The sequence below is a fragment of the Streptomyces griseus genome, from assembly GCF_900460065.1.
Taxonomy (GTDB): domain Bacteria; phylum Actinomycetota; class Actinomycetes; order Streptomycetales; family Streptomycetaceae; genus Streptomyces; species Streptomyces griseus.
Genome location: NZ_UAVD01000039.1, coordinates 37,370 through 61,539 on the forward strand (window position 1 = coordinate 37,370; position 24,170 = coordinate 61,539).

General features: G+C 72.3%; 24 protein-coding genes. 19 read left to right on the top strand and 5 right to left on the bottom strand.

Translation table 11 applies throughout. From position 1 onward, the window contains the following. Positions 1–131 precede the first annotated feature (131 nt). The gene (locus DTB53_RS28290; protein WP_012381014.1) at positions 132–950 is read right to left on the bottom strand and encodes a DUF3097 domain-containing protein; all 819 of its coding nucleotides are present in this window, start codon (positions 948–950) and stop codon (positions 132–134) included. Positions 951–1,103: 153 nt separating this feature from the next. Continuing rightward, entirely contained in the window at positions 1,104–1,832 is a 729-nt protein-coding gene (locus DTB53_RS28295) for an MBL fold metallo-hydrolase (RefSeq protein ID WP_012381015.1), read from the bottom strand. 164 nt (positions 1,833–1,996) lie between these two features. Between DTB53_RS28295 and hrcA the strand changes: the two genes are divergently transcribed. The 7 genes from hrcA (at position 1,997) to DTB53_RS28330 (ending at position 8,480) form a co-directional block, all read left to right on the top strand. Beyond that, positions 1,997–3,013, top strand: coding sequence for a heat-inducible transcriptional repressor HrcA (gene hrcA, locus DTB53_RS28300; protein ID WP_003969255.1), 1,017 nt, complete (start codon positions 1,997–1,999; stop codon positions 3,011–3,013). Next, entirely contained in the window at positions 3,014–4,153 is a 1,140-nt protein-coding gene (gene dnaJ / locus DTB53_RS28305; protein WP_003969256.1) for a molecular chaperone DnaJ, read from the top strand. Between the two features lie 133 nt (positions 4,154–4,286). Next, positions 4,287–5,360, top strand: a complete 1,074-nt coding sequence (locus DTB53_RS28310; RefSeq protein WP_003969257.1) for a nitronate monooxygenase — start codon at positions 4,287–4,289, stop codon at positions 5,358–5,360. Beyond that, entirely contained in the window at positions 5,357–6,100 is a 744-nt protein-coding gene (locus DTB53_RS28315; RefSeq protein ID WP_003969258.1) for a 16S rRNA (uracil(1498)-N(3))-methyltransferase, read from the top strand. Before DTB53_RS28310 ends, DTB53_RS28315 begins: the two co-directional genes overlap by 4 nt. A gap of 69 nt (positions 6,101–6,169) precedes the next feature. Continuing rightward, positions 6,170–6,529 carry a histidine triad nucleotide-binding protein gene (locus DTB53_RS28320; protein WP_003969259.1) on the top strand — a complete coding sequence of 120 codons (360 nt, stop codon included), beginning with the start codon at positions 6,170–6,172 and terminating at the stop codon, positions 6,527–6,529. Positions 6,530–6,543: 14 nt separating this feature from the next. Further along, entirely contained in the window at positions 6,544–7,458 is a 915-nt protein-coding gene (locus DTB53_RS28325) for a ribonuclease Z (protein WP_003969260.1), read from the top strand. A 29-nt stretch (positions 7,459–7,487) separates the two neighbouring features. After that, positions 7,488–8,480 carry an adenosine deaminase gene (locus DTB53_RS28330; protein WP_003969261.1) on the top strand — a complete coding sequence of 331 codons (993 nt, stop codon included), beginning with the start codon at positions 7,488–7,490 and terminating at the stop codon, positions 8,478–8,480. On the opposite strand, the gene DTB53_RS28335 is transcribed toward DTB53_RS28330, so the two are convergent. Further along, complete coding sequence (locus tag DTB53_RS28335) at positions 8,444–9,805, bottom strand: MFS transporter (protein ID WP_003969262.1); 1,362 nt, start codon at positions 9,803–9,805, stop codon at positions 8,444–8,446. The genes DTB53_RS28330 and DTB53_RS28335 overlap by 37 nt on opposite strands. 410 nt (positions 9,806–10,215) lie before the next feature. On the opposite strand from DTB53_RS28335, the gene DTB53_RS28340 reads away from it, so the two are divergent. The 9 genes from DTB53_RS28340 (at position 10,216) to era (ending at position 18,779) form a co-directional block, all read left to right on the top strand. Further along, a complete protein-coding gene (locus tag DTB53_RS28340) occupies positions 10,216–11,313 on the top strand; it encodes a carbohydrate kinase family protein (protein WP_012381016.1) in 1,098 nt (365 codons plus the stop codon). Between the two features lie 154 nt (positions 11,314–11,467). After that, a complete protein-coding gene (locus tag DTB53_RS28345; RefSeq protein ID WP_012381017.1) occupies positions 11,468–12,532 on the top strand; it encodes a PhoH family protein in 1,065 nt (354 codons plus the stop codon). A gap of 12 nt (positions 12,533–12,544) precedes the next feature. Then, a complete protein-coding gene (gene ybeY, locus DTB53_RS28350) occupies positions 12,545–13,042 on the top strand; it encodes an rRNA maturation RNase YbeY (protein ID WP_003969265.1) in 498 nt (165 codons plus the stop codon). Next, positions 13,039–14,337: a hemolysin family protein gene (locus tag DTB53_RS28355; protein WP_012381018.1), complete on the top strand. Its 1,299-nt coding sequence runs from the start codon at positions 13,039–13,041 to the stop codon at positions 14,335–14,337. The genes ybeY and DTB53_RS28355 overlap by 4 nt, the downstream gene beginning before the upstream one ends. Further along, the gene (locus tag DTB53_RS28360) at positions 14,334–14,687 is read left to right on the top strand and encodes an MmcQ/YjbR family DNA-binding protein (RefSeq protein ID WP_003969268.1); all 354 of its coding nucleotides are present in this window, start codon (positions 14,334–14,336) and stop codon (positions 14,685–14,687) included. Before DTB53_RS28355 ends, DTB53_RS28360 begins: the two co-directional genes overlap by 4 nt. A 33-nt stretch (positions 14,688–14,720) precedes the next feature. Next, complete coding sequence (locus DTB53_RS28365) at positions 14,721–15,074, top strand: cytidine deaminase-like protein (protein WP_003969269.1); 354 nt, start codon at positions 14,721–14,723, stop codon at positions 15,072–15,074. Positions 15,075–15,350: 276 nt separating this feature from the next. Continuing rightward, entirely contained in the window at positions 15,351–16,697 is a 1,347-nt protein-coding gene (locus tag DTB53_RS28370; RefSeq protein WP_012381019.1) for a hypothetical protein, read from the top strand. Between the two features lie 102 nt (positions 16,698–16,799). Further along, a complete protein-coding gene (locus tag DTB53_RS28375) occupies positions 16,800–17,744 on the top strand; it encodes a WxL protein peptidoglycan domain-containing protein (RefSeq protein ID WP_012381020.1) in 945 nt (314 codons plus the stop codon). A gap of 60 nt (positions 17,745–17,804) precedes the next feature. Continuing rightward, a complete protein-coding gene (gene era / locus DTB53_RS28380) occupies positions 17,805–18,779 on the top strand; it encodes a GTPase Era (protein ID WP_012381021.1) in 975 nt (324 codons plus the stop codon). 135 nt (positions 18,780–18,914) lie between these two features. On the opposite strand, the gene DTB53_RS28385 is transcribed toward era, so the two are convergent. After that, positions 18,915–19,181 carry a protealysin inhibitor emfourin gene (locus tag DTB53_RS28385; protein WP_003969273.1) on the bottom strand — a complete coding sequence of 89 codons (267 nt, stop codon included), beginning with the start codon at positions 19,179–19,181 and terminating at the stop codon, positions 18,915–18,917. Positions 19,182–19,260: 79 nt separating this feature from the next. Then, a complete protein-coding gene (locus DTB53_RS28390) occupies positions 19,261–20,337 on the bottom strand; it encodes a M4 family metallopeptidase (protein ID WP_003969274.1) in 1,077 nt (358 codons plus the stop codon). A 289-nt stretch (positions 20,338–20,626) separates the two neighbouring features. Between DTB53_RS28390 and leuA the strand changes: the two genes are divergently transcribed. From leuA to recO, 3 genes are all read left to right on the top strand, one after another. Next, positions 20,627–22,423 carry a 2-isopropylmalate synthase gene (leuA, locus tag DTB53_RS28395; protein ID WP_003969275.1) on the top strand — a complete coding sequence of 599 codons (1,797 nt, stop codon included), beginning with the start codon at positions 20,627–20,629 and terminating at the stop codon, positions 22,421–22,423. 214 nt (positions 22,424–22,637) lie between these two features. Further along, positions 22,638–23,342, top strand: coding sequence for a TerB family tellurite resistance protein (locus DTB53_RS28400; RefSeq protein ID WP_042498767.1), 705 nt, complete (start codon positions 22,638–22,640; stop codon positions 23,340–23,342). A 54-nt stretch (positions 23,343–23,396) separates the two neighbouring features. After that, positions 23,397–24,143 carry a DNA repair protein RecO gene (gene recO, locus DTB53_RS28405; RefSeq protein ID WP_003969277.1) on the top strand — a complete coding sequence of 249 codons (747 nt, stop codon included), beginning with the start codon at positions 23,397–23,399 and terminating at the stop codon, positions 24,141–24,143. Positions 24,144–24,170 lie beyond the last annotated feature (27 nt).

Here is a 24,170-nt window from a genome sequence, read left to right on the forward strand (position 1 = left end):
CGGGCCCCTGAACCGCCTGCCCGTTCTCCCCCTCAATAGCCGATGGTGCGTGTGGGACGCAGACATTCACAGGGATCGGTACGAGATCCTCTTCAACAGTCCTGCAACAGGCCGGAATCAGGCGGGGGACATCAGTCCGGAAGAGTGACGAAGTCAATCAATTCCTCTACGCGGCCCAGTAGTTGGGGTTCAAGGTCCTTGTAGCTGCGGACCTTGGAGAGGATGTGCTGCCAGGCCGCACCGGTGTTCGGCGGCCACCCCAGCGCCCGGCACACGCCCGTCTTCCAGTCCTGCCCCCTCGGCACCACCGGCCAGGCGTCGATCCCCACCGAGGACGGCTTCACCGCCTCCCACACGTCGATGTACGGGTGCCCCACCACCAGCACGTGGTCCCCGGTCACCCGCTCCGCGATCCGGGACTCCTTGGAGCCGGGCACCAGATGGTCCACCAGCACCCCCAGCCGGGCGTCCGGCCCCGGCGCGAACTCCCCGACGATCGCCGGAAGGTCGTCGATGCCCTCCAGGTACTCCACGACCACGCCCTCGATGCGCAGGTCGTCGCCCCAGACCCGCTCCACCAGCTCCGCGTCGTGCCGGCCCTCCACATAGATCCGCCCGGCCCGCGCCACCCGGGCCCGCGCCCCGGGCACCGCCACCGAACCGGAGGCCGTACGGGTGGGACGCACCGGGCCGCCGGGGCCCGGGCGCACCAGCGTGACGACCCTGCCCTCCAGCAGGAAGCCGCGCGGCTCCATCGGGAACACCCGGTGCTTGCCGAACCGGTCCTCCAGGGTCACGGTCGGCCCCTGGGCGGTCTTCTCGCAGCGGATCACCGCCCCGCAGAAGCCGGTGGCGACCTCCTCCACGACCAGATCGGGTTCGGCGGGCACCTCGGGCACGGGGGCGGACCGCTTCCACGGCGGGGTCAGGTCCGGCTGGTAGCTGCGCATGGCCCGACGATAATCGGCCCGCCGCAGTGAAGAACCTCACGCCGCCGCGAGATCCGCCCGCCGCCGTGAGGAACGGCACGCCGCCGCGAGGTCCTCAGGCCGCCGCGAGATCCGCCCGCCGCCGTGAGGAACCGCACGCCGCCGCGCGGATCCTCACGCCGCGAACCGCTCCGCCAGCGCCGCCCGCTGCGCCCGGACGAACGCCGCGTCCACCACCGCCCCGTGCCCCGGTACGTACAGCGCGTCCTCGCCGCCCAGCTCCAGCAGCCTCCCCAGCGCGGCCGGCCAGCGCGCGGGCACCGCGTCCGGGCCCGCCTGCGGCTCGCCCGACTCCTCGACCAGATCGCCGCAGAGCACCACCGGAGGCTCGCCGTCCGAGCCCGGCACCAGCACCGCGAGGTCATGGCTGCTGTGGGCGGGGCCCAGATCGGCCAGCAGCACCCGGCGACCGCCGCCCAGATCGAGCGTCCGCTCGCCGCGCACCTCCTCGTGCGGGACCACCAGCGTGTCCGCCGACCGGGCCGCCTCGTCCTCGGGGACCCCGTGCCGCACGGCGTCCCCGTGCAGCGCCTGCTCCCCGTCCCGCAGCAGAGCGGTCAGGCCCGCCGAGCCGTGGACCCGCACCCCGGCGAACGCCGCCGTGCCCAGCACATGATCGAAATGGGGGTGGCTCAGTGCGATATGCGTCACCCTGCGGCCGAGCAGCGCCTCGGCCTGCCGCCGCAGCTCCACGCCCTCGCGCAGCGTCGAACCCGTGTCGTACAGCAGCACCCCCTCGGCGCCGGCGACCAGCGCGACGGTGGCGTCCCAGCCCGGGAGCCGCCGCCGGCCCACACCGCGGCCCAACCGCTCCCACCCGAAGTCTTCCCAAGCGACGTCCATACCAGGACGCTATCGGCAACGACCTGCTCGGCCCCGTGGTGGGGCGGCCGGTCGCCCTTGCCCCCGCCCCACCCCACCCCCGTACACTGACCGCGGGGATTGCTGGCACTCGAACGCACCGAGTGCCAGGCAGACGCCGAGAGACACAGCTGGAGGTGTGCGCGATGCTCAGCGAACGCAGACTCGAAGTGCTGCGCGCCATCGTCCAGGACTATGTCGGCACCGAGGAGCCCGTCGGCTCCAAGGCGCTGACCGAGCGGCACCGGCTGGGGGTCTCCCCGGCCACCGTCCGCAACGACATGGCGGTGCTGGAGGACGAGGGCTTCATCGCCCAGCCGCACACGAGCGCGGGGCGCATCCCGACCGACAAGGGGTACCGCCTCTTCGTCGACAAGCTCGCGGGCGTCAAGCCGCTGTCCTCGCCCGAGCGCAGGGCCATCCAGAACTTCATGGACGGCGCGGTCGACCTCGACGACGTGGTCGGCCGGACGGTACGGCTGCTCGCGCAGCTCACCCGGCAGGTCGCCGTCGTGCAGTACCCCTCGCTGACCCGCTCGACGGTGCGGCACGTGGAACTGCTGGCGCTCGCCCCGGCCCGGCTGATGCTCGTCCTGATCACGGACACCGGCCGGGTCGAACAGCGTATGATCGACTGCCCTGCGCCGTTCGGCGAGGCATCGCTCGCGGATCTGCGGGCCCGGCTCAACAGCCGGGTCGTCGGACGCCGCTTCGCGGATGTCCCGCAACTGGTGCAGGAGCTGCCGGAATCCTTCGACAGCGAGGACCGGGGGACGGTTTCCACGGTTCTCTCCACCCTCCTCGAAACACTCGTCGAGGAGACGGAGGAGCGGCTGATGATCGGCGGCACCTCCAACCTCACCCGCTTCGGACACGACTTCCCGGTGATGATCCGGCCGGTGCTGGAAGCACTGGAGGAACAGGTCGTCCTGCTGAAGCTGCTCGGTGAGGCCACGGACTCCGGCATGACCGTACGGATCGGGCACGAGAACGCCCACGAGGGGCTCAACTCCACGTCCGTCGTCGCGGTCGGCTACGGTTCGGGCGACGAGGCAGTCGCCAAACTCGGCGTGGTCGGACCGACCCGCATGGACTACCCCGGAACGATGGGAGCGGTACGCGCAGTGGCACGTTACGTCGGACAGATCCTGGCGGAGTCGTAAGTGGCCACGGACTACTACGCCGTACTCGGCGTGCGCCGCGACGCATCTCAGGACGAGATCAAGAAGGCATTCCGTCGGCTCGCCCGCGAGCTGCACCCGGATGTCAACCCCGACCCGAAGACCCAGGAGCGGTTCAAGGAGATCAACGCCGCCTACGAGGTGCTCTCGGACCCGCAGAAGAAGCAGGTCTACGACCTCGGCGGCGACCCGCTCTCCGCGAACGGCGGCGGCGGTGGCGCGGGCGGTTTCGGGGCCGGCGGCTTCGGCAACTTCTCCGACATCATGGACGCGTTCTTCGGCAACGCCGCCCAGCGCGGGCCCCGTTCGCGCACCCGGCGGGGCCAGGACGCCATGATCCGGCTGGAGATCGACCTCAACGAGGCGGCCTTCGGCACCACCAAGGACATCCAGGTCGACACGGCCGTCGTCTGCAACACCTGCAGCGGCGAGGGTGCGGCCCCCGGCACCTCCGCCCAGACCTGTGACATGTGTCGCGGACGCGGCGAGGTCTCGCAGGTCACCCGGTCCTTCCTGGGCCAGGTCATGACCTCGCGCCCCTGCCCGCAGTGCCAGGGCTTCGGCACCGTCGTGCCCACCCCCTGCCCGGAGTGCGCCGGCGACGGCCGCATCCGCTCGCGGCGCACCCTGACCGTGAAGATCCCCGCGGGCGTCGACAACGGCACCCGTATCCAGCTGGCCGGAGAGGGCGAGGTCGGCCCCGGCGGCGGCCCGCCCGGCGATCTGTACGTGGAGATCCACGAGCTGCCGCACTCCGTCTTCCAGCGGCGCGGCGACGACCTGCACTGCACGGTCACCATCCCCATGACGGCCGCGGCCCTCGGCACCAAGTGCCCGCTGGAGACGCTGGACGGCCTGGAGGAGATCGACATCCGGCCCGGCACCCAGTCCGGCCAGTCCGTGCCCCTGCACGGACGCGGGATCACGCATCTGCGCGGTGGCGGCCGGGGCGACCTGATCGTCCACGTCGAGGTGATGACCCCCGCCAAGCTCGACGCGGAACAGGAGCGGCTGCTGCGGGAGCTGGCCAAGCTCCGCGGCGAGGAGCGACCTCTTGGCCAGTTTCAGCCAGGTCAGCAAGGGCTGTTCTCCCGGCTGAAGGACGCCTTCAACGGCCGCTGAACCGCTTTTCGCCTTTCACCGCACCGCCCGTCGGTTCCCAACCGGCGGGCGGTGCCGCGTACCGCGGCAGAACCGGTCACGACGTCGGCTGGCTGATTCGGCCCCGTTGCGCGGGACGTGGCACGATGCGGTCATGTCCTCCGAGTTGACCGATCTCTGCCGGTATCCGATCGTGCAGGCCCCCATGGCGGGCGGCGCCTCCGGTCCCCAGCTCGCCGCGGCCGTCGCCGAAGCCGGCGGCCTCGGATTCCTGGCCGCCGGGTACAAGACGGCGGACGGGATGTACAACGAGATCAAACAGCTGCGCCGGCTCACCGGTGGACCGTTCGGCGTCAACCTCTTCATGCCGCAGCCCGTGCTCGCCGACCCCAGCGCCGTCGAGGTCTACCGCCACCAGCTCGCCGGCGAGGCCGCCTGGTACGAGACCCCGCTCGGCGACCCGGACAGCAGCGGCGACGACGGCTACGAGGCCAAGGTCGCCATCCTGCTGGAGGACCCGGTCCCGGTCGTCTCCTTCACCTTCGGCTGTCCCACCCGCGACACCCTGGACGCCTTCGCCCGCGCCGGGACGCACACCGTCGTCACCGTCACCTCCGCCGAGGAGGCCCAGAGCGCCCAGTGGGCCGGCGCCGACACCGTCTGCGTCCAGGGCGTGGAGGCCGGCGGCCACCAGTCCACCCACCGCGACGACCCGCAGCTCGACCAGACCGGCACCGGGCTGCTCTCCCTCATCGCCCAGGTCCGCGAGACCGTGCAGATCCCGATCCTCGCCACCGGCGGACTGATGCGCGGCGCGCAGCTCGCCGCGGTCCTCGCCGCCGGCGCGGACGCCGCCCAGCTCGGCACCGCCTTCCTGGCCTGCCCCGAGTCCGGGGCGCACCTGCTGCACAAGCAGGCCCTGACCAACCCGCTGTTCGTCCGCACCGAGCTGACCCGCGCCTTCTCCGGGCGGCCCGCCCGCGGCCTGGTCAACCGCTTCGTCCGCGAACACGGCCCCTACGCCCCCGCCGCCTACCCCCAGGTCCACTACGTCACCAGCGGGCTGCGCCGGGCCGCCGCCCGGGCCGGGGACGCCCAGGGCATGGCGCTGTGGGCCGGACAGGGCCACCGGATGGCCCGCGAACTGCCCGCGGGCGAGCTGATCGAGCTGCTCGCCGCCGAACTGGAGGCCGCCCGCGTGGCCCTGAGCATGAGGAGCCCCCGGTGACCGCACCGGTCTTCGTCGTCGAACGGATGCCCACCGGGCCGGAGTTCGTCCTGGAGGGACCCGAGGGACGGCACGCCGTCTCCGTGAAGCGGCTGCAGCCCGGCGAGGACGTCGTCCTCACCGACGGGCTCGGCCACTGGGCGGAGGGCGTCGTGCGGGCCGCCGAGGGCAAGGACCGGCTCACGGTCACCGGCCTCGGCGTCCACGAGGAGCCCGCGCCGGACCCGCGGATCACCGTCGTCCAGGCGCTCCCCAAGGGCGACCGGGGAGAGCTGGCGGTCGAGACGATGACCGAGACCGGCGTCGACGCGATCGTGCCCTGGCAGGCGGCCCGCTGCATCACCCAGTGGAGGGGCGACCGGGGAGCCAAGGCGCTGTCGAAGTGGCGCAGCACGGCGCGGGAGGCCGGCAAGCAGTCCCGCCGGGTCCGCTTCCCCGAGGTGGCGGAGGCCATGACGACCAGGCAGGTCGCCGCCCTGCTCGCCGCCGCCGACTTCGCCGCGGTCCTCCATGAGGACCGCGACCACGACAGCACCCCCCTCGCCACCGCCGAACTCCCCGCCGGCGGCTCGATCGTCCTCGTCGTCGGACCGGAAGGCGGCGTCTCCCCGCAGGAACTGGCCGCCTTCGCCGAGGCGGGCGCCCGCCCCTACCGGCTCGGCCGCAGCGTGCTGCGCACCTCCACCGCCGGGACGGCCGCGACCGCGCTGCTGCTCGGGCGCACGGGGCGCTGGGGCTGAACGAGGCCCGCCGGGCCGGGGATAGCATGCCCCTGTACCGATCACCAGCGAACGAGGAGGCCCGGCGCCATGGCGGGAGAGCCGCAGTCCGACTGCCTGTTCTGCAAGATCGTCTCGGGAGACATCCCGGCGACCATCGTCCGCGAGAGCGAGACCACCGTCGCCTTCCGCGACATCAACCCGCAGGCCCCGACCCACGTCCTGGTCATCCCCAAGGTCCACTACCCGGACGCCGCCTCCCTCGCCGCCGCCGAACCCCTCGTCGCCGCGGACGTCCTGCGCGAGGCCGGCGAGGTCGCCGCCGACGAGAAGGTCGACGCCAGCGGCTACCGGATCATCCTCAACACGGGCTCCGGAGCCGGCCAGACCGTCTTCCACGCCCACGCACACGTCCTGGGCGGCCGCGGCCTCCAGTGGCCGCCCGGATAACGGAGCCCCCGACCATGTCCGTACGCGAGCTGGTGGTGCTCGGCACCGCCAGCCAGGTGCCCACCCGGCACCGCAACCACAACGGCTATCTGCTGCGCTGGGACGGCGAGGGCATCCTCTTCGACCCCGGTGAGGGCACCCAGCGCCAGATGCTGCGGGCCGGGGTCGCCGCGCACGACATCCACCGGATCTGCGTCACCCACTTCCACGGCGACCACTCCCTCGGACTCGCCGGGGTGATCCAGCGGATCAACCTCGACCAGGTGCCGCACCCGGTGACCGCCCACTACCCGGCGAGCGGGCAGCACTTCTTCGAACGGCTCCGGTACGCCACGGCCTACCGCGAGACCGTCGAGCTGAACCAGGCACCGGTCGCCGGGGCCGGCGGCGTCCTCGCCGCCACCCCCGCGTACACCCTGGACAGCGCGAAGCTCTCGCACCCCGTCGAGTCGTACGGCTACCGCCTCACCGAGCCCGACACCCGGCGCATGCTGCCCGCCCTGCTGAGGGAACACGGCATCGCCGGACCGGACGTGGGCCGCCTCCAGCGCGACGGCGTCCTCGGCGGTGTCACCCTGGAGCAGGTCTCCGAGGAACGGCGCGGGCAGCGGTTCGCGTTCGTCATGGACACCCGGCTCTGCGACGGGGTGTACGCGCTCGCCGAAGGGAGCGACATGCTCGTCATCGAGTCGACCTTCCTCGACGAGGACGAGAAGCTCGCCGTCGACCACGGGCACCTGACCGCCGGGCAGGCCGCCCGCGTGGCGAGGGAGTCGGGCGTCCGCCACCTCGTGCTCACCCACTTCTCCCAGCGCTACGGCGACCCGGAGATCTTCGAGACCCAGGCCCGTGCCGCCGGGTTCGACGGCGAACTCACCGTCGCCCAGGACCTGATCCGGGTCCCGGTCCCCACCCGGCACCACCCCTGATCCGCCCCCACCCCTGTTTGCGAGACACCGTGCACCTCCCCAAGGCAGAACTCCACCTTCACATCGAAGGCACCCTCGAACCCGAACTCGCCTTCGCCCTCGCCGAGCGCAACGGGGTGGCCCTGCCGTACGCCACCACCGACGAACTGCGCGCCGCCTACCGGTTCGACGACCTCCAGTCCTTCCTGGACCTCTACTACGCGCTGATGGCCGTCCTGCGCACCGAGGAGGACTTCGCCGAACTCGTCGACGCCTACCTCGCCCGCGCCGCCGCCCAGGGCGTCCGGCACGCCGAGATCTTCTTCGACCCGCAGGCCCACACCGCCCGGGGCGTCCCGATCGGCACCGTCATCGAGGGGCTCGGCCGGGCGCTGGAGCGCAGCGAGGAGACCCACGGCGTCTCCACCCAGCTGATCATGTGCTTCCTGCGCGACCTGTCCGCCGAATCCGCCCTCGGCACCCTGGACGCGGCCAAGCCGTACCTCCACCGGATCAGCGCGATCGGCCTGGACTCCGCCGAGGTCGGCCACCCGCCCGCCAAGTTCCGCGAGGTCTACGAGGCGGCCACCGCCCTCGGCCTGCGCAAGGTGGCCCACGCCGGCGAGGAGGGCCCGCCGGAGTACATCCGGGAGGCCCTCGACGTCCTCGGCGTCGAGCGCGTCGACCACGGACTGCGCTGCCTGGAGGACCCCGAGCTGGTGGAGCGGCTGGTCGCCGACCGGGTGCCGCTCACACTCTGCCCGCTCTCCAACGTACGGCTGCGCACGGTCGACACACTGGCCGACCACCCGCTGCCCGCGATGCTGGCCGCCGGACTCCACTGCACGGTGAACTCCGACGACCCCGCCTACTTCGGCGGGTACGCCGGGGACAACTTCGACGCCGTCCGCGACGCACTCGCCCTGGATCCGGAGCAACTGCGCACCCTGGCCCGCAACTCCTTCGAGGCGGCCTTCCTCGACCACGACGAGGAGCGCAGGGCGCGCTACCTGTCCGAGGTCGAGGCGTACGCGTTCGACTGACCGGAACCGCCGTCCGGACCGGCCGTCCGGATCGCGCTGCGCACCAGCCGCCTGCGCCGCAGGGCCGGCACCCGCAGTTCCGTGACGGCCTGTTCCGGCGAACCGAGCTTCGGCACCGCGCCGGACAGACTCCCGGTGGTGGCGGCGAGCAGGGCCGCCGGAGCACCACCGCGGCGGCGTACCGAACCGGGCACCAGCGGACGGCCCCCGGTGTGCAGCGCCACGGCGGTCACGGGGGCGGCGACCAGCAGGGTGGCCGCCCCCAGGATCAGCCCCATCGCCGGATAACCGGCCTCCTCGGAGAGCACGCTGCCCAGCAGCGGACCGCAGGCCACCCCCACGGAGGAGGCGGAACCCGCCAGCACCGCCCAGCGACCGCGCACGTCCAGCGAGGCGGCGAGCCCGATGAGGTAGGAGAGGACCACCGGGTAGACGGTGTTCCACATGATCTCCCCGGTCGCGAACGACCCGAGGTCCCGGGCCGACGAGCTGAGCACGATGCTCGCCGCGATCACCACCGTCCCCACCCCGATCGGCACCGCCCGGCCGAGCCGCGCGCCGAGCAGCCCCGCGCCCATCACCCCGAGCAGCCCCGCGCCGAGCGCGGCGGCGAACACCGCGCCGACGGTGACCTCGGACAGCCCCACCTGGACCACGCCGATACGGCTGCTCACCCCCCACAGCGCGTTCTGCGCCATGGACCAGACGAGCATGCCGCCCGCCAGGACGAGCCCGGAGCGGCGGTGCGGGAGCCGGCCGGTGATCGGCGAGGCGGTCTCCCCGGTCGTCGTCGCACCGCCGAGCCGGGCGGTCGCGGGCCAGACGAGCAGGGCCACCAGGGCGATGGCGGCGAACGGCAGCCGGTGGCCGCCGCCCAGGTGGGGGATGGTCAGGTAGAGGACGCCCGCGGTCGCGGACACGGTCAGCAGCCCGAGCGAGGACGTCCGGTGCGGGTCGCGCCGGGCGGCGATCCCCGCCGCGGCGACCGCCGTCGCCGTACCGGATCCGAACCCGCCGACCACCACACCGAGCACCACCAGCGGTACGGAACCGGCGAGCGCGGCGCCCCCGTAGCCGAGGGCGGCCAGTATCAGCCCGACGCGGGCGGGGGTGCGCGCCCCGTACCGCTCGACCCGGCCCGCCAGGGAGAAGCCGGCGCCGGCCGAGCTGAGCAGCAGGGCACTGCCGACCAGGCCCGCCTGGGCGGGGCTCAGCCCCAGCTGGGCGCTGAGCCGGCCGACGATGGTGGGGAGCAGATAGGAGGCGAGATAACCGGCGGTGAACACGGCCACCAGGGGCCACGCTGCACCAGGGCGCGAGGACATGGGCGTTCCTGAAGACATGCCTGAGCAGGCAGGGGGGAGGGGGAGGGCGGAGCAGGGCACAGCGGAGCGAGCGGCGCGTGCGAGGGCACACGACGGCACACGGGTACGGCAGGGATTTACAGCGGAATGCTGGGATATGCGGCTCTCGTCGGAGAAGGTCCCCGAAGGTGCTCGCGGGGCAATTTGTATCAAGCGCTTCCGGCTCCCCGGAAGCCGCCCCGCTGTGATCTGGGCCACTTATGTGTTTATGCAGGCGATCCCCGGGTATTAGCGCATGTTTATGCAGGTCAGGCGTACTGCGAACACATGGGCGTGGACACTGCGTTCGCCCCCGCGCATCGGGCAGACTGGCCGCATCCCACACGGTCCGGATCCGGCCGGGATCCGCCGCACGACACCGGGAGCGCACGGTGAGCACAGACACTCCGGGCATCGACCCGCTACAGGCGCTGCGCGCCCCCCGGGACCCCGCCTGCGACGTCTTCCTGACGGGCCCGGTCTTCCTCGACATCGTCTTCACCGGCCTGGACAGCGCCCCCGTCCGCGGCACCGAGTCCTGGGCGCGCGGCATGGGCTCCAGCCCCGGCGGCGTCGCCAACATGGCCACCGCCCTGGCCCGCCTCGGCCTGCACACCTCCCTCGCCGCCGCCTTCGGCGACGACCACTACGGGGAGTACTGCTGGGACGCCCTCGAACAGGGCGAGGGCATCGACCTGTCGATGTCGCACACGGTCCCCGGCTGGCACTCCCCGGTGACCGTCTCCATGGCGTACGAGGGCGAGCGCACGATGGTCTCGCACGGCCACGAGGCGCCCGCCCCCACCGGAACCCCCGCCCCGGCCTTCCCGAACTGCCCGCCGCGCGCCCGTGCCGCCATCGCCTCGCTCGCCCCCGGCCGGAGCGAGCCCTGGGTGGCCGCGGCCGCCCGCAACGGCGCGCTGATCTTCGCCGACGTGGGGTGGGACGAGACCGGCCGCTGGGACCTGGACGCCCTGCCCGACCTGGCGCACTGCGAGGCGTTCCTGCCCAACGCGGAGGAGGCGATGCGCTACACCCGCACCGACTGCCCGCGCGCCGCCGCCCACGCGCTCGCCGAACGCGTCCCGCTCGCCGTGGTCACCCTGGGCGCCGAGGGCGCGTACGCCGTGGACGGCCGCACCGGTGCCGCCGCGGCCGTGCCCGCCATCGAGGTGGAGGCGCTCGACCCCACCGGCGCCGGGGACGTCTTCGTCGCCGGCTTCGTGACCGGCACCCTCGCCGACTGGCCGCTCGCCGACCGGCTCGCCTTCGCCGGGCTCACCGCCGCCCTCTCGGTCCAGGAGTTCGGCGGCTCGCTCTCCGCCCCCGGCTGGGCCGAGGTCGCCGCCTGGTGGCAGCTGATCCGCACCTGCGAGAGCCAGGCCCCCGCCGCCCTGGAGCGCTACGCCTTCCTGGACGACCTGCTGCCGACCACGGCCCGCGCCTGGCCGCTGCGGCGCGCCGTGCCCACGATCGGTTTCCGCCAGTGACCCCGCCGCCGCCCGGCCGCGGCGCCGCGTCGCACGCACGGGCGGTAAAAGCACTCTGCGTTGTCACCGCCAGGTCGTACGCTTGGTAATCCAGAGGTTGTCGAGCAGCGAGAACCCTGCAACGGGAGGTATGCGCAGGCCATAGGGCCGGCCCATGACTCAGTCACCCACACAGCCGCAGGCGCGTGCCCAGATCAACATCCCGGCCGCACACCCCATGGTGATGCTCCTGGGATCGGGCGACTCGCTGTTGCGCGTCATCGAAGAGGCCTTCCCGGCGGCCGACATCCATGTCCGGGGCAATGAGATCAGTGCCACGGGCGAGGCCGCCGACGTCGCTCTCATCCAACGCCTGTTCGACGAGATGATGCTTGTGCTCCGCACCGGAGCGCCGATGACGGAGGACGCAGTGGAACGGTCGATCGCCATGCTCAGGGCGGCCGGCAACGGACAGGGAGACCCCCAGGGCGAGACGCCCGCCGAGGTGCTCACGCAGAACATCCTCTCCAACCGCGGCCGCACCATCCGCCCCAAGACGCTCAACCAGAAGCGGTACGTGGACGCGATCGACGAGCACACGATCGTGTTCGGCATCGGTCCCGCCGGTACGGGCAAGACCTACCTCGCCATGGCCAAGGCCGTCCAGGCCCTCCAGTCGAAGCAGGTCAGCCGGATCATCCTGACCCGGCCCGCGGTCGAGGCGGGGGAGCGGCTCGGCTTCCTGCCGGGCACCCTGTTCGACAAGATCGACCCGTATCTCCGCCCGCTCTACGACGCCCTGCACGACATGCTCGACCCCGACTCGATCCCGCGGCTGATGGCGGCGGGCACGATCGAGGTCGCGCCGCTGGCGTACATGCGGGGCAGGACCTTGAACGACGCCTTCATCATCCTCGACGAGGCGCAGAACACCAGCGCCGAGCAGATGAAGATGTTCCTCACCCGCCTCGGCTTCGACTCCAAGATCGTCATCACCGGTGACATCACCCAGGTCGACCTGCCGAGCGGCACCAAGAGCGGGCTGCGGCAGGTCCAGGAGATCCTGGAGGGCCTGGACGACGTGCACTTCTCCCGGCTCACCTCCCAGGATGTCGTCCGGCACAAGCTCGTCGGCCGTATCGTCGACGCGTACGAGAAGTACGACAGCCGAAACGGTCAGCAGGACGGTCGGGCGGAAGGCCGCGAGAGCGGCCGACGCGACCGTCGTCAAGGGAAGTAGTCGCAGCGCACCATGTCGATCGACGTCAACAACGAGTCCGGAACCGAGGTCGACGAGCAGGCGATCCTCGACATCGCCCGCTACGCACTGGCCCGGATGCGGATCCACCCGCTGTCCGAGCTCTCGGTGATCGTGGTGGACACCGACGCCATGGAGCAGCTGCACATCCAGTGGATGGACCTCCCCGGCCCGACCGATGTCATGTCCTTCCCGATGGACGAGCTGCGTCCGCCGGCCAAGGACGACGAGGAGCCCCCGCAGGGGCTCCTCGGTGACATCGTGCTCTGCCCGGAGGTCGCGAAGAAGCAGGGCGAAGAGGCCCCGACGCAGCACTCCATGGACGAGGAGCTCCAGCTCCTGACCGTCCACGGGGTGCTGCACCTGCTGGGGTACGACCACGAGGAGCCGGACGAGAAGGCCGAGATGTTCGGTCTCCAGGCCGCCATCGTGGACGGCTGGCGCGGTGAGCACGGTCTCACCGGCGCTTCCCCCGCCCCCACCGTCTCGTGAGCGCGCCCCTGATCATCGGTGCCGTGCTGCTGGTCGTCGTCGGCTGGCTGGCCGCCTGCGCGGAGGCCGGTATCGCCCGTACCTCCAGCTTCCGGGCGGACGAGGCGGTCCGGTCCGGCCGGCGCGGCAGCGCCAAGCTGGCGCAGATCGCCGCCGACCCGACCCGCTATCTCAACGTCGCCCTGCTGGTGCGGGTCGCCTGCGAGATGTCGGCCGGGGTGCTCGTCACGTACGCCTGTCTCCAGGAGTTCCCCGAGACCTGGGAGGCACTGGCCGTCGCCATGGGCGTGATGGTCCTCGTGTCCTACGTGGCCATCGGCGTCTCCCCGCGCACCATCGGCCGCCAGCACCCGCTGAACACGGCCACGGCCGCCGCGTACGTCCTGCTGCCGCTGGCCCGGATCATGGGGCCGGTCCCGCAGCTGCTGATCCTCGTCGGCAACGCGCTGACCCCCGGCAAGGGGTTCCGCAAGGGCCCGTTCGCCAGCGAGGCCGAGCTGCGCGCCATGGTCGACCTCGCCGAGGCGGAATCGCTCATCGAGGACGACGAGCGCCGCATGGTGCACTCCGTCTTCGAGCTGGGCGACACCCTGGTCCGCGAGGTCATGGTGCCGCGCACCGACCTCGTCTCCATCGAGCGCTACAAGACGATCCGGCAGGCCCTCACCCTCGCCCTGCGGTCCGGTTTCTCCCGGATGCCGGTCACCGGCGAGAACGAGGACGACGTCGTCGGGATCGTCTACCTCAAGGACCTGGTCCGCAAGACGCACATCAACCGCGAGTCCGAGTCCGACCCCGTCTCCACGGCGATGCGCCCCGCCGCCTTCGTCCCCGACACCAAGAACGCCGGGGACCTGCTGCGCGAGATGCAGCGGGACCGCAGCCATGTCGCGGTCGTCATCGACGAGTACGGCGGCACGGCGGGCATCGTCACCATCGAGGACATCCTGGAGGAGATCGTCGGCGAGATCACCGACGAGTACGACCGGGAGCTGCCGCCCGTCCAGGAGTTGGAGAACGGCTGCTACCGCGTCACCGCCCGCCTCGACATCGGGGACCTCGGCGACCTCTTCGGCCTCGACGAGTACGACGACGAGGACGTGGAGACCGTCGGCGGCCTGCTCGCCAAGGCGCTCGGCCGGGTCCCGATCGCGGGTGCGTCCGCCGTCGTCGAGCTGCCCGACCAGCGTCGGATCCGGCTCACCGCGGAGTCCCCGGCGGGCCGCCGGAACAAGATCGTCACGGTGCTCGTGGAGCCCGAGCACCCGGAACCCGGGGAGAAGGAGGCGGAATGACGCCGGAGCGGCTGCGGGCCTTCTGCCTGGAGTTCAACGCGAGCGTGGAGGAGTTCCCCTTCGGCCCGGAGACCTCGGTCTTCAAGGTGCTCGGCAAGATGTTCGCCCTCACCGCGCTGGACGCCCGCCCGCTCACCGTCAACCTCAAGTGCGATCCCGACGAGGCGATCCGGCTCCGCGAGACGCACCCCGCGATCGTGCCCGGCTGGCACATGAGCAAGCGGCACTGGAACACGGTCACCGTCTCCGGCGTCCCGGACCGGATGCTGCGCGAGCTGGTCGAGGACTCCTACGACCTGGTGGTCGCCGGGCTCCCGAGGGCGGAGCGGCTGCGGCTGGACCGCCCCTGACCGCCTCCGGCGGACCTTCTCTATGCTCGTGCCATGACCGACACCACCGACCTCGCCGCCGAGGACCGCAAGATCGTCACCCTGGCGCGCAGCGCCCGTGCCCGCAACGGGGTGCCCGAGGGCGCGGCCGTGCGCGACGAGACGGGACGTACGTACGTCGCGGGCACGGTGGCGCTGGACTCGCTGAAGCTCAGCGCCCTCCAGACGGCCGTCGCCATGGCGGTGGCCAGCGGCGCCACCTCACTGGAGGCGGCAGCGGTCGTCTCCGCCGCCGAGACGCCCTCCGACGACGACCGGGCCGCGGTGCGGGATCTCGGCGGGCCGGAGACCCCCGTGCTGCTCGCCGGCCCGGACGGCACGCTGCGGGTCCGCGTCACGGCCGGCTGATCCGGTCCGCGCGCCCGTCGGCGGCCCGTCCGGCGGTGGCCGGTCCGTCGGCCCGTCCGGCGGCTGACCGTGGCCGGTCCGGTGGGTGGCGGCGGGCCCGCTCGGCCCGGTGGCCGAAGGGGGCGGCCCGCCCGGCCGCCGATCATGCCATCACCTGATGGCCCATCAGTCGCCGCGTTTCGTCTGCATTGACTTCTTTTTCGCCCGGGTCATCAATGGCCCCCTGCCGGTACGGAAGACCATCCGTCCCGCTTTCCGCAGGAGGGCACCGAATTCATGCGACCGACCATGCGAAGATCCACCGAACCGCGGCGCCGCTGGGCCGCCGCCCTGGGCGTCACCGCACTCGTCGTCACCGGGGGAGGGCTGCTCGGAGGCCCGGCACAGGCCGCCGCGACGGCCTCCGTCGAGGTCGACTTCCCCACCCACTGCATCCCGCCGCCCATCGCGGGCATCCCGCCCATCGACGGCACCACGACCGCGCGGATCACCGTCGACAACACGACCCCGCAGGTCGGCGACACCGTCGCCGTCACCTACACCGTGGTCGTGCCGGCCGCCAGCAACCCGGTCGACCTGGCCCTGCCCGCCGACATCATGACGCCGACCGGGGAGGTCACCCTCGGCGGCGCGCAGAGCGGCGACGTCACGGTCACGGGGCCGAAGAAGAACCCCCCGGTCCCCGGTAAGGGCGCCTTCCCGTCCTTCTCCATGACGGGCACGTTCACCGTCACCGCGCCCGGCGCGATCACCCTGTCGCCCGGCGACTACAACATCCACACCAGCTACATCATGGAGCTGGACACCCCCTGCACGGTGACGGGCCCGCCCGCCCCCGTGTCGGAGACCGTCGTCGCCACCGGCGGCGGCCAGGTCAACGAGCGCACCGTCCGGCTCTCGGCGGCCTCCGGGGCGGCGGGCGACGAGGTCACCGTCACCGGCACGAAGTTCACCCCCGGCGCGGGCATCACGGTGGCGGGCCGCGACGGCGACGCGCAGACCGGGGACACCGCCAGGGCCACCGCCGACGGCTCCGGGGCCTTCACCGCCCGGCTCGCCGTCAGCGACCCGGACACCACGGGCATCGTCGCCTACGAGGGCGGCGCCTGGGACGCCGAGAAGGGGGCCGGACCGCTGGCGTACACCGTCACCGGGGGCGGCGGGATCCCCGACGGCAGCCAGCGGCTCACCACCACCGTCCGGGCGGGCACCCTGGCCATGACCCAGGCCGGCGACAGCGTCCAGCTGTCCGGGGTCGACTTCGGCCGGGGCGGCGCCTCCACCGGCGACCTGCGCACGGTGACCGTCGAGGACTTCCGCGGCGGCCCCGCGGGCTGGTCCCTCACCGGCAAGGTCACCGACTTCAAGGGTCCGGGCGGGGCGCGGATCAGCGCCGACGCCCTCGACTGGACCCCGTCGTGTGCCACGAAGCCCGGCAGCCCGAGCACCTGCGCGGCGGGCAGCGCCGGATCGGTCGGCAGCGCCGGGGCCACCCTGGCGTCGACGCCCGACGGGGCGGCCACCGGAGGGGAGTTCACCGTCGACGCGGGGCTCTCCCTGGACGTGCCGGCCTTCACCGGGGCCGGTTCCTACGCGGGAGTGCTGACCCTCACGCTCACCTGAGGCGCCGACCCGCACCCGAGGCCCTTACGGCCTCACCACCGTGGGCCGGGCGCGCACCCGGCCGGCCCACTCCACCCGGACGCGACCTGGGGGTCCCGTACCGTGCGCACGCTCTCCGTACTCCTCCTCGCGGCGGCCCTGCTGCTCCTCGGCACGCCCGCCGCCCACCCGGCCGACAACGGCAGCTGGTCCGTCCAGCCGGCCTCCGGCCCGTCCGGCGAACGCCCCTCCCTCTACCTCTTCGCCGCCCCGGGCACCACGCTCACCGACAAGGTCACCGTCACCAACAAGACCGCGAAGCCGCTGACCCTGCGGCTGTACGCGGCCGACGCCTACAACACCCCGCGCGACGGCGGTTTCGCGGTCCGCGACCGCGGCGAGAAGCAGCGCTCCGTGGGAGCCTGGGCCCGCACCGACCGGGACACCGTCACCGTGGGCCCCAAGGCCTCGGTCACCGTGCCCCTGACCATCACCGTCCCGGACAACGCCGAGCCGGGCGACCACCCGGGCGCCCTGATCGCCCTGGACGAACGCGTCGAGGCCACCCGCCGCGGCGCCCTGGCCGTCGGGGTCCGCCGGGCCGTCGGCGCCCGGATCCATCTGCGGGTGAACGGGCCCACCGTCCCCGCGCTCTCCGTCGAGGACCTCCGGATCGAGCAGGACCGGCCCCTCGTCCCGGGCACCGGCACGAGCCGCGCCGTCATCTCGTACACCCTGCACAACCGGGGGAACGTCACCCTCGCCCCGGCCGTCGCCCTGCGCGCCGAGGGCCTCTTCGGCCGGACCCTGCTGGAACGCGGCCTGACGAAGCTGCCCGCCGAGCTGCTGCCCCGCCAGCAGGTCCGGCTCACCGAGACCTGGGACGGGGCGCCGCAGCTGGACCGGGCCGAGGTCGAACTCACCGCCACCGCCGAGGGCACCCGGGAGTCGGCGGCCGTCACGTTCCTGGCCGTGCCGTGGCTCCTGGCCGGAGTGCTCGCCCTGCTCGCCGCCGCCGGAGGGGCCCTGTGGGCACGGGCCCGTCGACGCCCCACCCGCGACGACTGAGGCGTCCGTGACCGGTGCCGCGCGGCCCGCTGTGCTCCGGCGCCGCCGGGATCGGGGAGAATGGTCGCCATGAGCGCTCGACCGAACCAAGAATCCGCTGCCGCGCAAGCGGAGACCACCTCCCCCCACCGGGCCGGTTTCGCCTGCTTCGTGGGCCGCCCCAACGCGGGCAAGTCCACCCTCACGAACGCTCTCGTCGGTCAGAAGGTGGCGATCACCTCCAACCGCCCCCAGACCACCCGGCACACGGTGCGCGGCATCGTGCACCGCGACGACGCGCAACTGATCCTGGTCGACACCCCCGGCCTCCACAAGCCGCGCACCCTCCTGGGCGAGCGGCTCAACGACGTCGTGCGGACCACCTGGGCCGAGGTCGACGTCATCGGCTTCTGCCTCCCCGCCGACCAGAAGCTCGGCCCCGGCGACAAGTACATCGTCAAGGAGCTCGCGGGGATCAAGAAGACCCCCAAGATCGCCATCATCACCAAGACCGACCTGGTCGAGTCGAAGGCGCTGGCCGAACAGCTCCTCGCCGTCTCCGCGCTCGCGGAGGAGCTGGGCTTCGAGTGGGCCGAGATCGTGCCCGTCTCCGCGGTGGGGGACAAGCAGGTCGATCTGCTCGCCGACCTCATCGCCCCGCTGCTCCCGGTGAGCCCGCCGCTCTACCCGGAGGGCGACCTCACCGACGAGCCCGAGATGGTCATGGTCGCGGAGCTGATCCGGGAGGCGGCGCTGGAGGGCGTGCGCGACGAGCTGCCGCACTCCATCGCAGTCGTCGTCGAGGAGATGCTGCCGCGCACGGACCGTCCGGCGGACAAGCCGCTGCTGGACATCCACGCCAACGTCTACATCGAGCGCCCCAGCCAGAAGGGCATCATCATCGGCCCGAAGGGCCAGCGGCTCAAGGACGTCGGCACCAAGTCCCGCAAGCACATCGAGGCCCTGCTCGGCACACCGGTCTTCCTCGACCTGCACGTGAAGGTCGCCAAGGACTGGCAGCGCGACCCGAAGCAGCTGCGCAAGCTGGGGTTCTGAGCCGGGCGCCGTGCGGCGGCCGGAGGCCGGCCCGGCCGTGCGAAGCCGCCGAGGCCCAAGGGCGGGCTCCCGAAGCAGCCGCGGACTCTCCCCAGGCCGACAGGACCTGGCCGCGTCCGTCGATACGAGCCGGTCTCACGCGCCCTCCTTGAGGACGCGTGAGACCAGCGTGCGCTGCGCCCCGGTCAGATCGGGGTCAGCGCAGTACACGGTGCGGTCCCCGACGGTGATCTCGTACCGGAAACCGTCCGGTACGCCCGCCGTCGGGGTGTTCCGCGCGGAGCCGAGCGCCTCCTCGGCGAGCGCCCGCCACTCCGCGGCGTCCGCCCGCCCCTCGGTGTCGACCTCACGGCGGCGGGCGATACCGGCGAAGCCGCCGGTCCTGCTGACCTGAATACGCATGGGGTCCTGTCTATCGGGGGCGGGCCGGGCGCTCAACTCCGCCTTCTCGACGGGCCGGTCCGGGTCGCCCCGGGCCGGGTCACGCCCGGGTCGGAACGCCCACCTCCGACCAGGCCTTCAGGACCGCCTCCCGCTCGTCGGCCGCGCCGAAGCGGTCGCCCGCCGCCGCGACCGTCAGCCGGGCGAACTGCGCGAAGTCGGCGTTCGCCGTCAGCTCGCCGCCGGTCAGCACGTCGAACCAGATCTGCCCGGCGCGCTCCCAGGAGTTGCCGCCCAGCGCGGTGGCCAGGAGGTAGAACGCGCGGTTGGGGATGCCGGAGTTGAGGTGGACGCCGCCGTTGTCCTCCTCCGTCTCGATGTAGTCGTCCATCGAGGCGGGCTGCGGGTCCTTGCCGAGGACGTCGTCGTCGTACGCCGTGCCCGGGGCCTTCATCGAGCGCAGCGCGTCGCCGCTGACCCGGGGCGCCAGGAGTCCTGCCCCGATCAGCCAGTCGGCCTGCTCCGCGCTCTGGCCCAGCGAGAACTGCTTCACCAGTGCGCCGAAGACGTCGGACACCGACTCGTTGAGTGCGCCCGACTGGCCCTCGTAGCGCAGGTTGGCGGTGTGCTGCGTCAGCCCGTGGGCCAGCTCGTGGGCGATCACGTCGACCGCGACGGTGAAGTCGAGGAAGATCTCGCCGTCGCCGTCCCCGAAGACCATCTGCTCGCCGTCGAAGAACGCGTTGTTGTACTCCTCGCCGTAGTGCACGGAGCCGATCAGCGGCAGCCCCTTGCCGTCGATCGAGCTGCGCCCGTACGCCGAGAGGAGCAGGTCGAAGGTGGCGCCGAGGCCGGCGTAGGCACGGTTGACGCTGGCGTCGGAGGTGGGCTTGTCGCCCTCCTCGCGGACCTTGTGGCCGGGCAGGGTGGTGCCGTTCCCGCAGTCGTACAGGATGCGGTGGGGCTTGCTGGGGACCGCGCCCACGCCGTGGACGGCCGGGACGGCGGCGAGGGCCGTCGCCCGGCGGCGGTCACGGCGCAGGCCGTCGGCCGCCAGGGTGCGGCGGGCCGGATCCGCGAGCCGCGCGTCGGCGGACCGGGACAGGTGATCGAGGACGTGGGGCGGAACGATGGTGCAGAAGACGGGGTGGAGATCGCCGTCGGTTCGAAGGTGCATAGAACGACTGTGGCACTCCGTCACGGCGCTGTCACTGGTTGCGACGGTGATTGACGAAATGGAGTGATGAGTCACTGTTTACCCGTCATCGATGCCCGGTCCCGCATACTGATACGGACCGACACCACGGGCCACACTCGGTTACGCTCGTCGCATCATGCGTTTCGGGCTGCTTCTCCTTAGCTGCCGCGGCGAGGGCCTGTAGTCGTAGGCCGACCCCCTCCCCGCGGAGTCTGGTGCTGCAGCGACACAGTCGGCCGATCCCCGCTGGACCGAGGAGCCCTACGCCATGACCACCGTGAATCCTGCCGGTAGCACCGTGAATCCCTCTGCTGATTCCGTCGGCCGCCCCACCCCGATCACCAACGCGACGCAACTCCAGAAGACGTCCGGGATGCCGGTTCACAAGTACCGCGGTTACGAGGCCGTGGACATCGCCGACCGCACCTGGCCCGACAACCGGATCACCGTCGCGCCCCGCTGGCTCTCCACCGATCTGCGCGACGGCAACCAGGCGCTGATCGACCCGATGTCCCCGGCCCGCAAGCGCGAGATGTTCGACCTGCTCGTGAAGATGGGCTACAAGGAGATCGAGGTCGGCTTCCCGTCCTCCGGCGAGACCGACTTCGCGTTCGTACGCTCCATCATCGAAGAGGGCGCGATCCCCGAGGACGTGACGATCTCCGTCCTGACGCAGGCCCGCGAGGAGCTGATCGAGCGCACCGTGGAGTCGCTGGTCGGCGCCCGCCGGGCCACCGTCCACCTGTACAACGCCACCGCCCCCACCTTCCGCCGCGTCGTCTTCCGCGGTTCGCGCGAGGAGGTCAAGCAGATCGCGGTGGACGGCACCCGGCTGGTCATGGAGTACGCCGAGAAGATCCTGGGCCCCGAGACGATCTTCGGCTACCAGTACAGCCCGGAGATCTTCACCGACACCGAGCTGGACTTCGCCCTGGAGGTCTGCGAGGCCGTCTGCGACGTGTGGCAGCCGGAGGAGGGGCGCGAGATCATCCTCAACCTGCCCGCCACCGTGGAGCGTTCGACGCCCTCCACCCACGCGGACCGCTTCGAGTGGATGTCCCGCAACCTGACCCGCCGGGAGTTCGTCTGCCTGTCGGTCCACCCGCACAACGACCGGGGCACCGCCGTCGCCGCCGCCGAGCTGGCCGTCATGGCCGGCGCCGACCGCATCGAGGGCTGCCTGTTCGGCCAGGGCGAGCGCACCGGCAACGTCGACCTGGTCACCCTGGGCATGAACCTCTTCTCCCAGGGCGTCGACCCGCAGATCGACTTCTCGCAGATCGACGAGATCCGTCGCACCAGCGAGTACTGCAACCAGATGGAGATCCACCCGCGCCACCCCTACGCGGGCGATCTGGTCTACACCGCCTTCTCCGGCTCCCACCAGGACGCCATCAAGAAGGGCTTCGACGCCATGGAGGCCGACGCCGCCGCGCAGGGCAGGACGGTCGACGAGATCGAGTGGGCCGTGCCGTACCTGCCGATCGACCCGAAGGACGTGGGCCGCTCCTACGAGGCCGTCATCCGGGTCAACTCCCAGTCCGGCAAGGGCGGTATCGCCTACGTCCTGAAGAACGACCACAAGCTGGACCTGCCGCGCCGGATGCAGATCGAGTTCTCCCGGATCATTCAGGCCAAGACCGACGCCGAGGGCGGCGAGGTCACCCCGGCCCAGATCTGGACCACCTTCCAGGACGAGTACCTGCCGAACACCGGCAACGCCTGGGGGCGCGTCCAGCTCCGCTCCGGCCAGACCACCACCGACACCGACGGCCGGGACACACTGACCGTCGAGGCCACCGTCGACGGCGCGGACACCGTGCTGAGCGGCACGGGCAACGGGCCGATCTCCGCGTTCTTCGAGGCGCTCCAGGCCATCGGCATCGACGCCCGGCTGCTGGACTACACCGAGCACACGATGAGCGAGGGCGCCAGCGCCCAGGCCGCCTCGTACATCGAGTGCGCGATCGACGGCAAGGTCCTGTGGGGCATCGGCATCGACGCCAACACCACCCGCGCCTCGCTCAAGGCGGTCGTCTCCGCCGTCAACCGCGCGGCCCGCTGACCCGTCCGGCCCCCTGCGTCGCCCTCTTCGTACGGACGTCCGGTTCGACCCCGTACGACGGCAATGACGGACCCCGACCGCCCGCTCCGGGTGGTCGGGGTTCGGCCATATCCGGGGGTTGTGACGTCCCAGAGGCTGACGCCGCAACGCGCGTGTGGCTAACATCACGTCCAACACACGGCAATGTTGCCGGAGCGTTACGGAGGTGTGCGACGTGCGGTCAGCCAAAGGACAACGCGCTCTGAGGCCGGTCCTCTGCGGCGTTCGCACCATCTGGAACGCCGTCGGCGACGGCGCCTTCTTCTGCCCCGGCTGCGGGGGAGACCGCAACTACCGCCGGCTCACCGGCCGCCGCCGTCTCACCGTCCTCGGCGTCCCGCTGGTCGGCCGGGGCGAGACCGAGCCCGTCGTCGAGTGCGCCGCCTGCCTCACCCACTACGCCCCCGAGGCGCTGGACCACCCCACCACGACCCGGTTCTCGGCGATGCTCCGCGAGGCCGTCCACACCGTCACCCTGGCCGTCCTCGCCGCCGGGGGCACCACCTCCCGCACGGTCTTGGAGGCCGCCGTCGCCACCGTGCGCGACGCCGGGCTCGACGACTGCACCCAGGAGCAGCTGTACACCGTCGTCGAGGTGCTGGCCGCCGACACCGGGCGGGGCTCCGGTTCCGACCCGGCCGCCGAGGCCTGCGGACCGACCCTCGCCATCGAGCTGCACGAGGTGCTGGCCCCGCTCGCCCCGCACCTGGCCACCGCCGGCCGTGAGTCCGTCCTCCTCCAGGGCGCCCGGATCGCGCTGGCCGACGGGCCCTACTGCGCCGCCGAGCGCCAGGTCCTGACCACGGTCGGCACCGCCCTCCGGCTCCCCGCCGACGACACCGCCCGCCTGCTGGCCGCAGCCGCCCGTACGCCCTCGTAGCGGCCTTCTCCGGGCCGCCCCCGCCCCGGGCGCCGGGTGGGCGACAATGGGCCCATGAGCTTGTTCCGGGACGACGGCATCGTGCTGCGTACGCAGAAACTGGGCGAGGCCGACCGGATCATCACGATCCTGACCCGCGGCCACGGCCGGGTGCGGGCCGTCGCGCGCGGGGTGCGCCGCACCAAGTCCAAGTTCGGCGCCCGCCTGGAGCCCTTCTCCCACGTCGACGTGCAGTTCTTCGCGCGCGGCGGCGAGCTGGTCGGCCGCGGGCTGCCGCTCTGCACCCAGAGCGAGACGATCGCCCCGTACGGCGGCGGGATCGTCGCCGACTACGCCCGCTACACGGCGGGCACCGCGATGCTGGAGACCGCCGAGCGGTTCACCGACCACGAGGGCGAGCCGGCCGTCCAGCAGTACCTGCTGCTCGTCGGCGGTCTGCGCACCCTCGCCCGGGGCGAGCACGCCCCCCATCTGATCCTGGACGCGTTCCTGCTGCGCTCGCTCGCGGTGAACGGCTACGCGCCCAGCTTCGAGGACTGCGCCAAGTGCGGAATGCCCGGTCCCAACCGGTTCTTCTCCGTCGCGGCGGGGGGCGTCATATGCGGTGACTGCCGGGTCCCCGGCAGCGTCGTACCCTCGGCACAGGCCCTGACCCTGCTGAGCGCGCTGCTCAGCGGCGACTGGGCGACGGCGGACGCGTGCGAGGCGCGTCATGTCAGGGAGGGGAGCGGGCTGGTGTCCGCCTATCTGCACTGGCATCTGGAGCGCGGACTGCGCTCGCTGCGGTACGTCGAGAAGTGACGCAGCACGTGGAGAAGTGACGCGGTG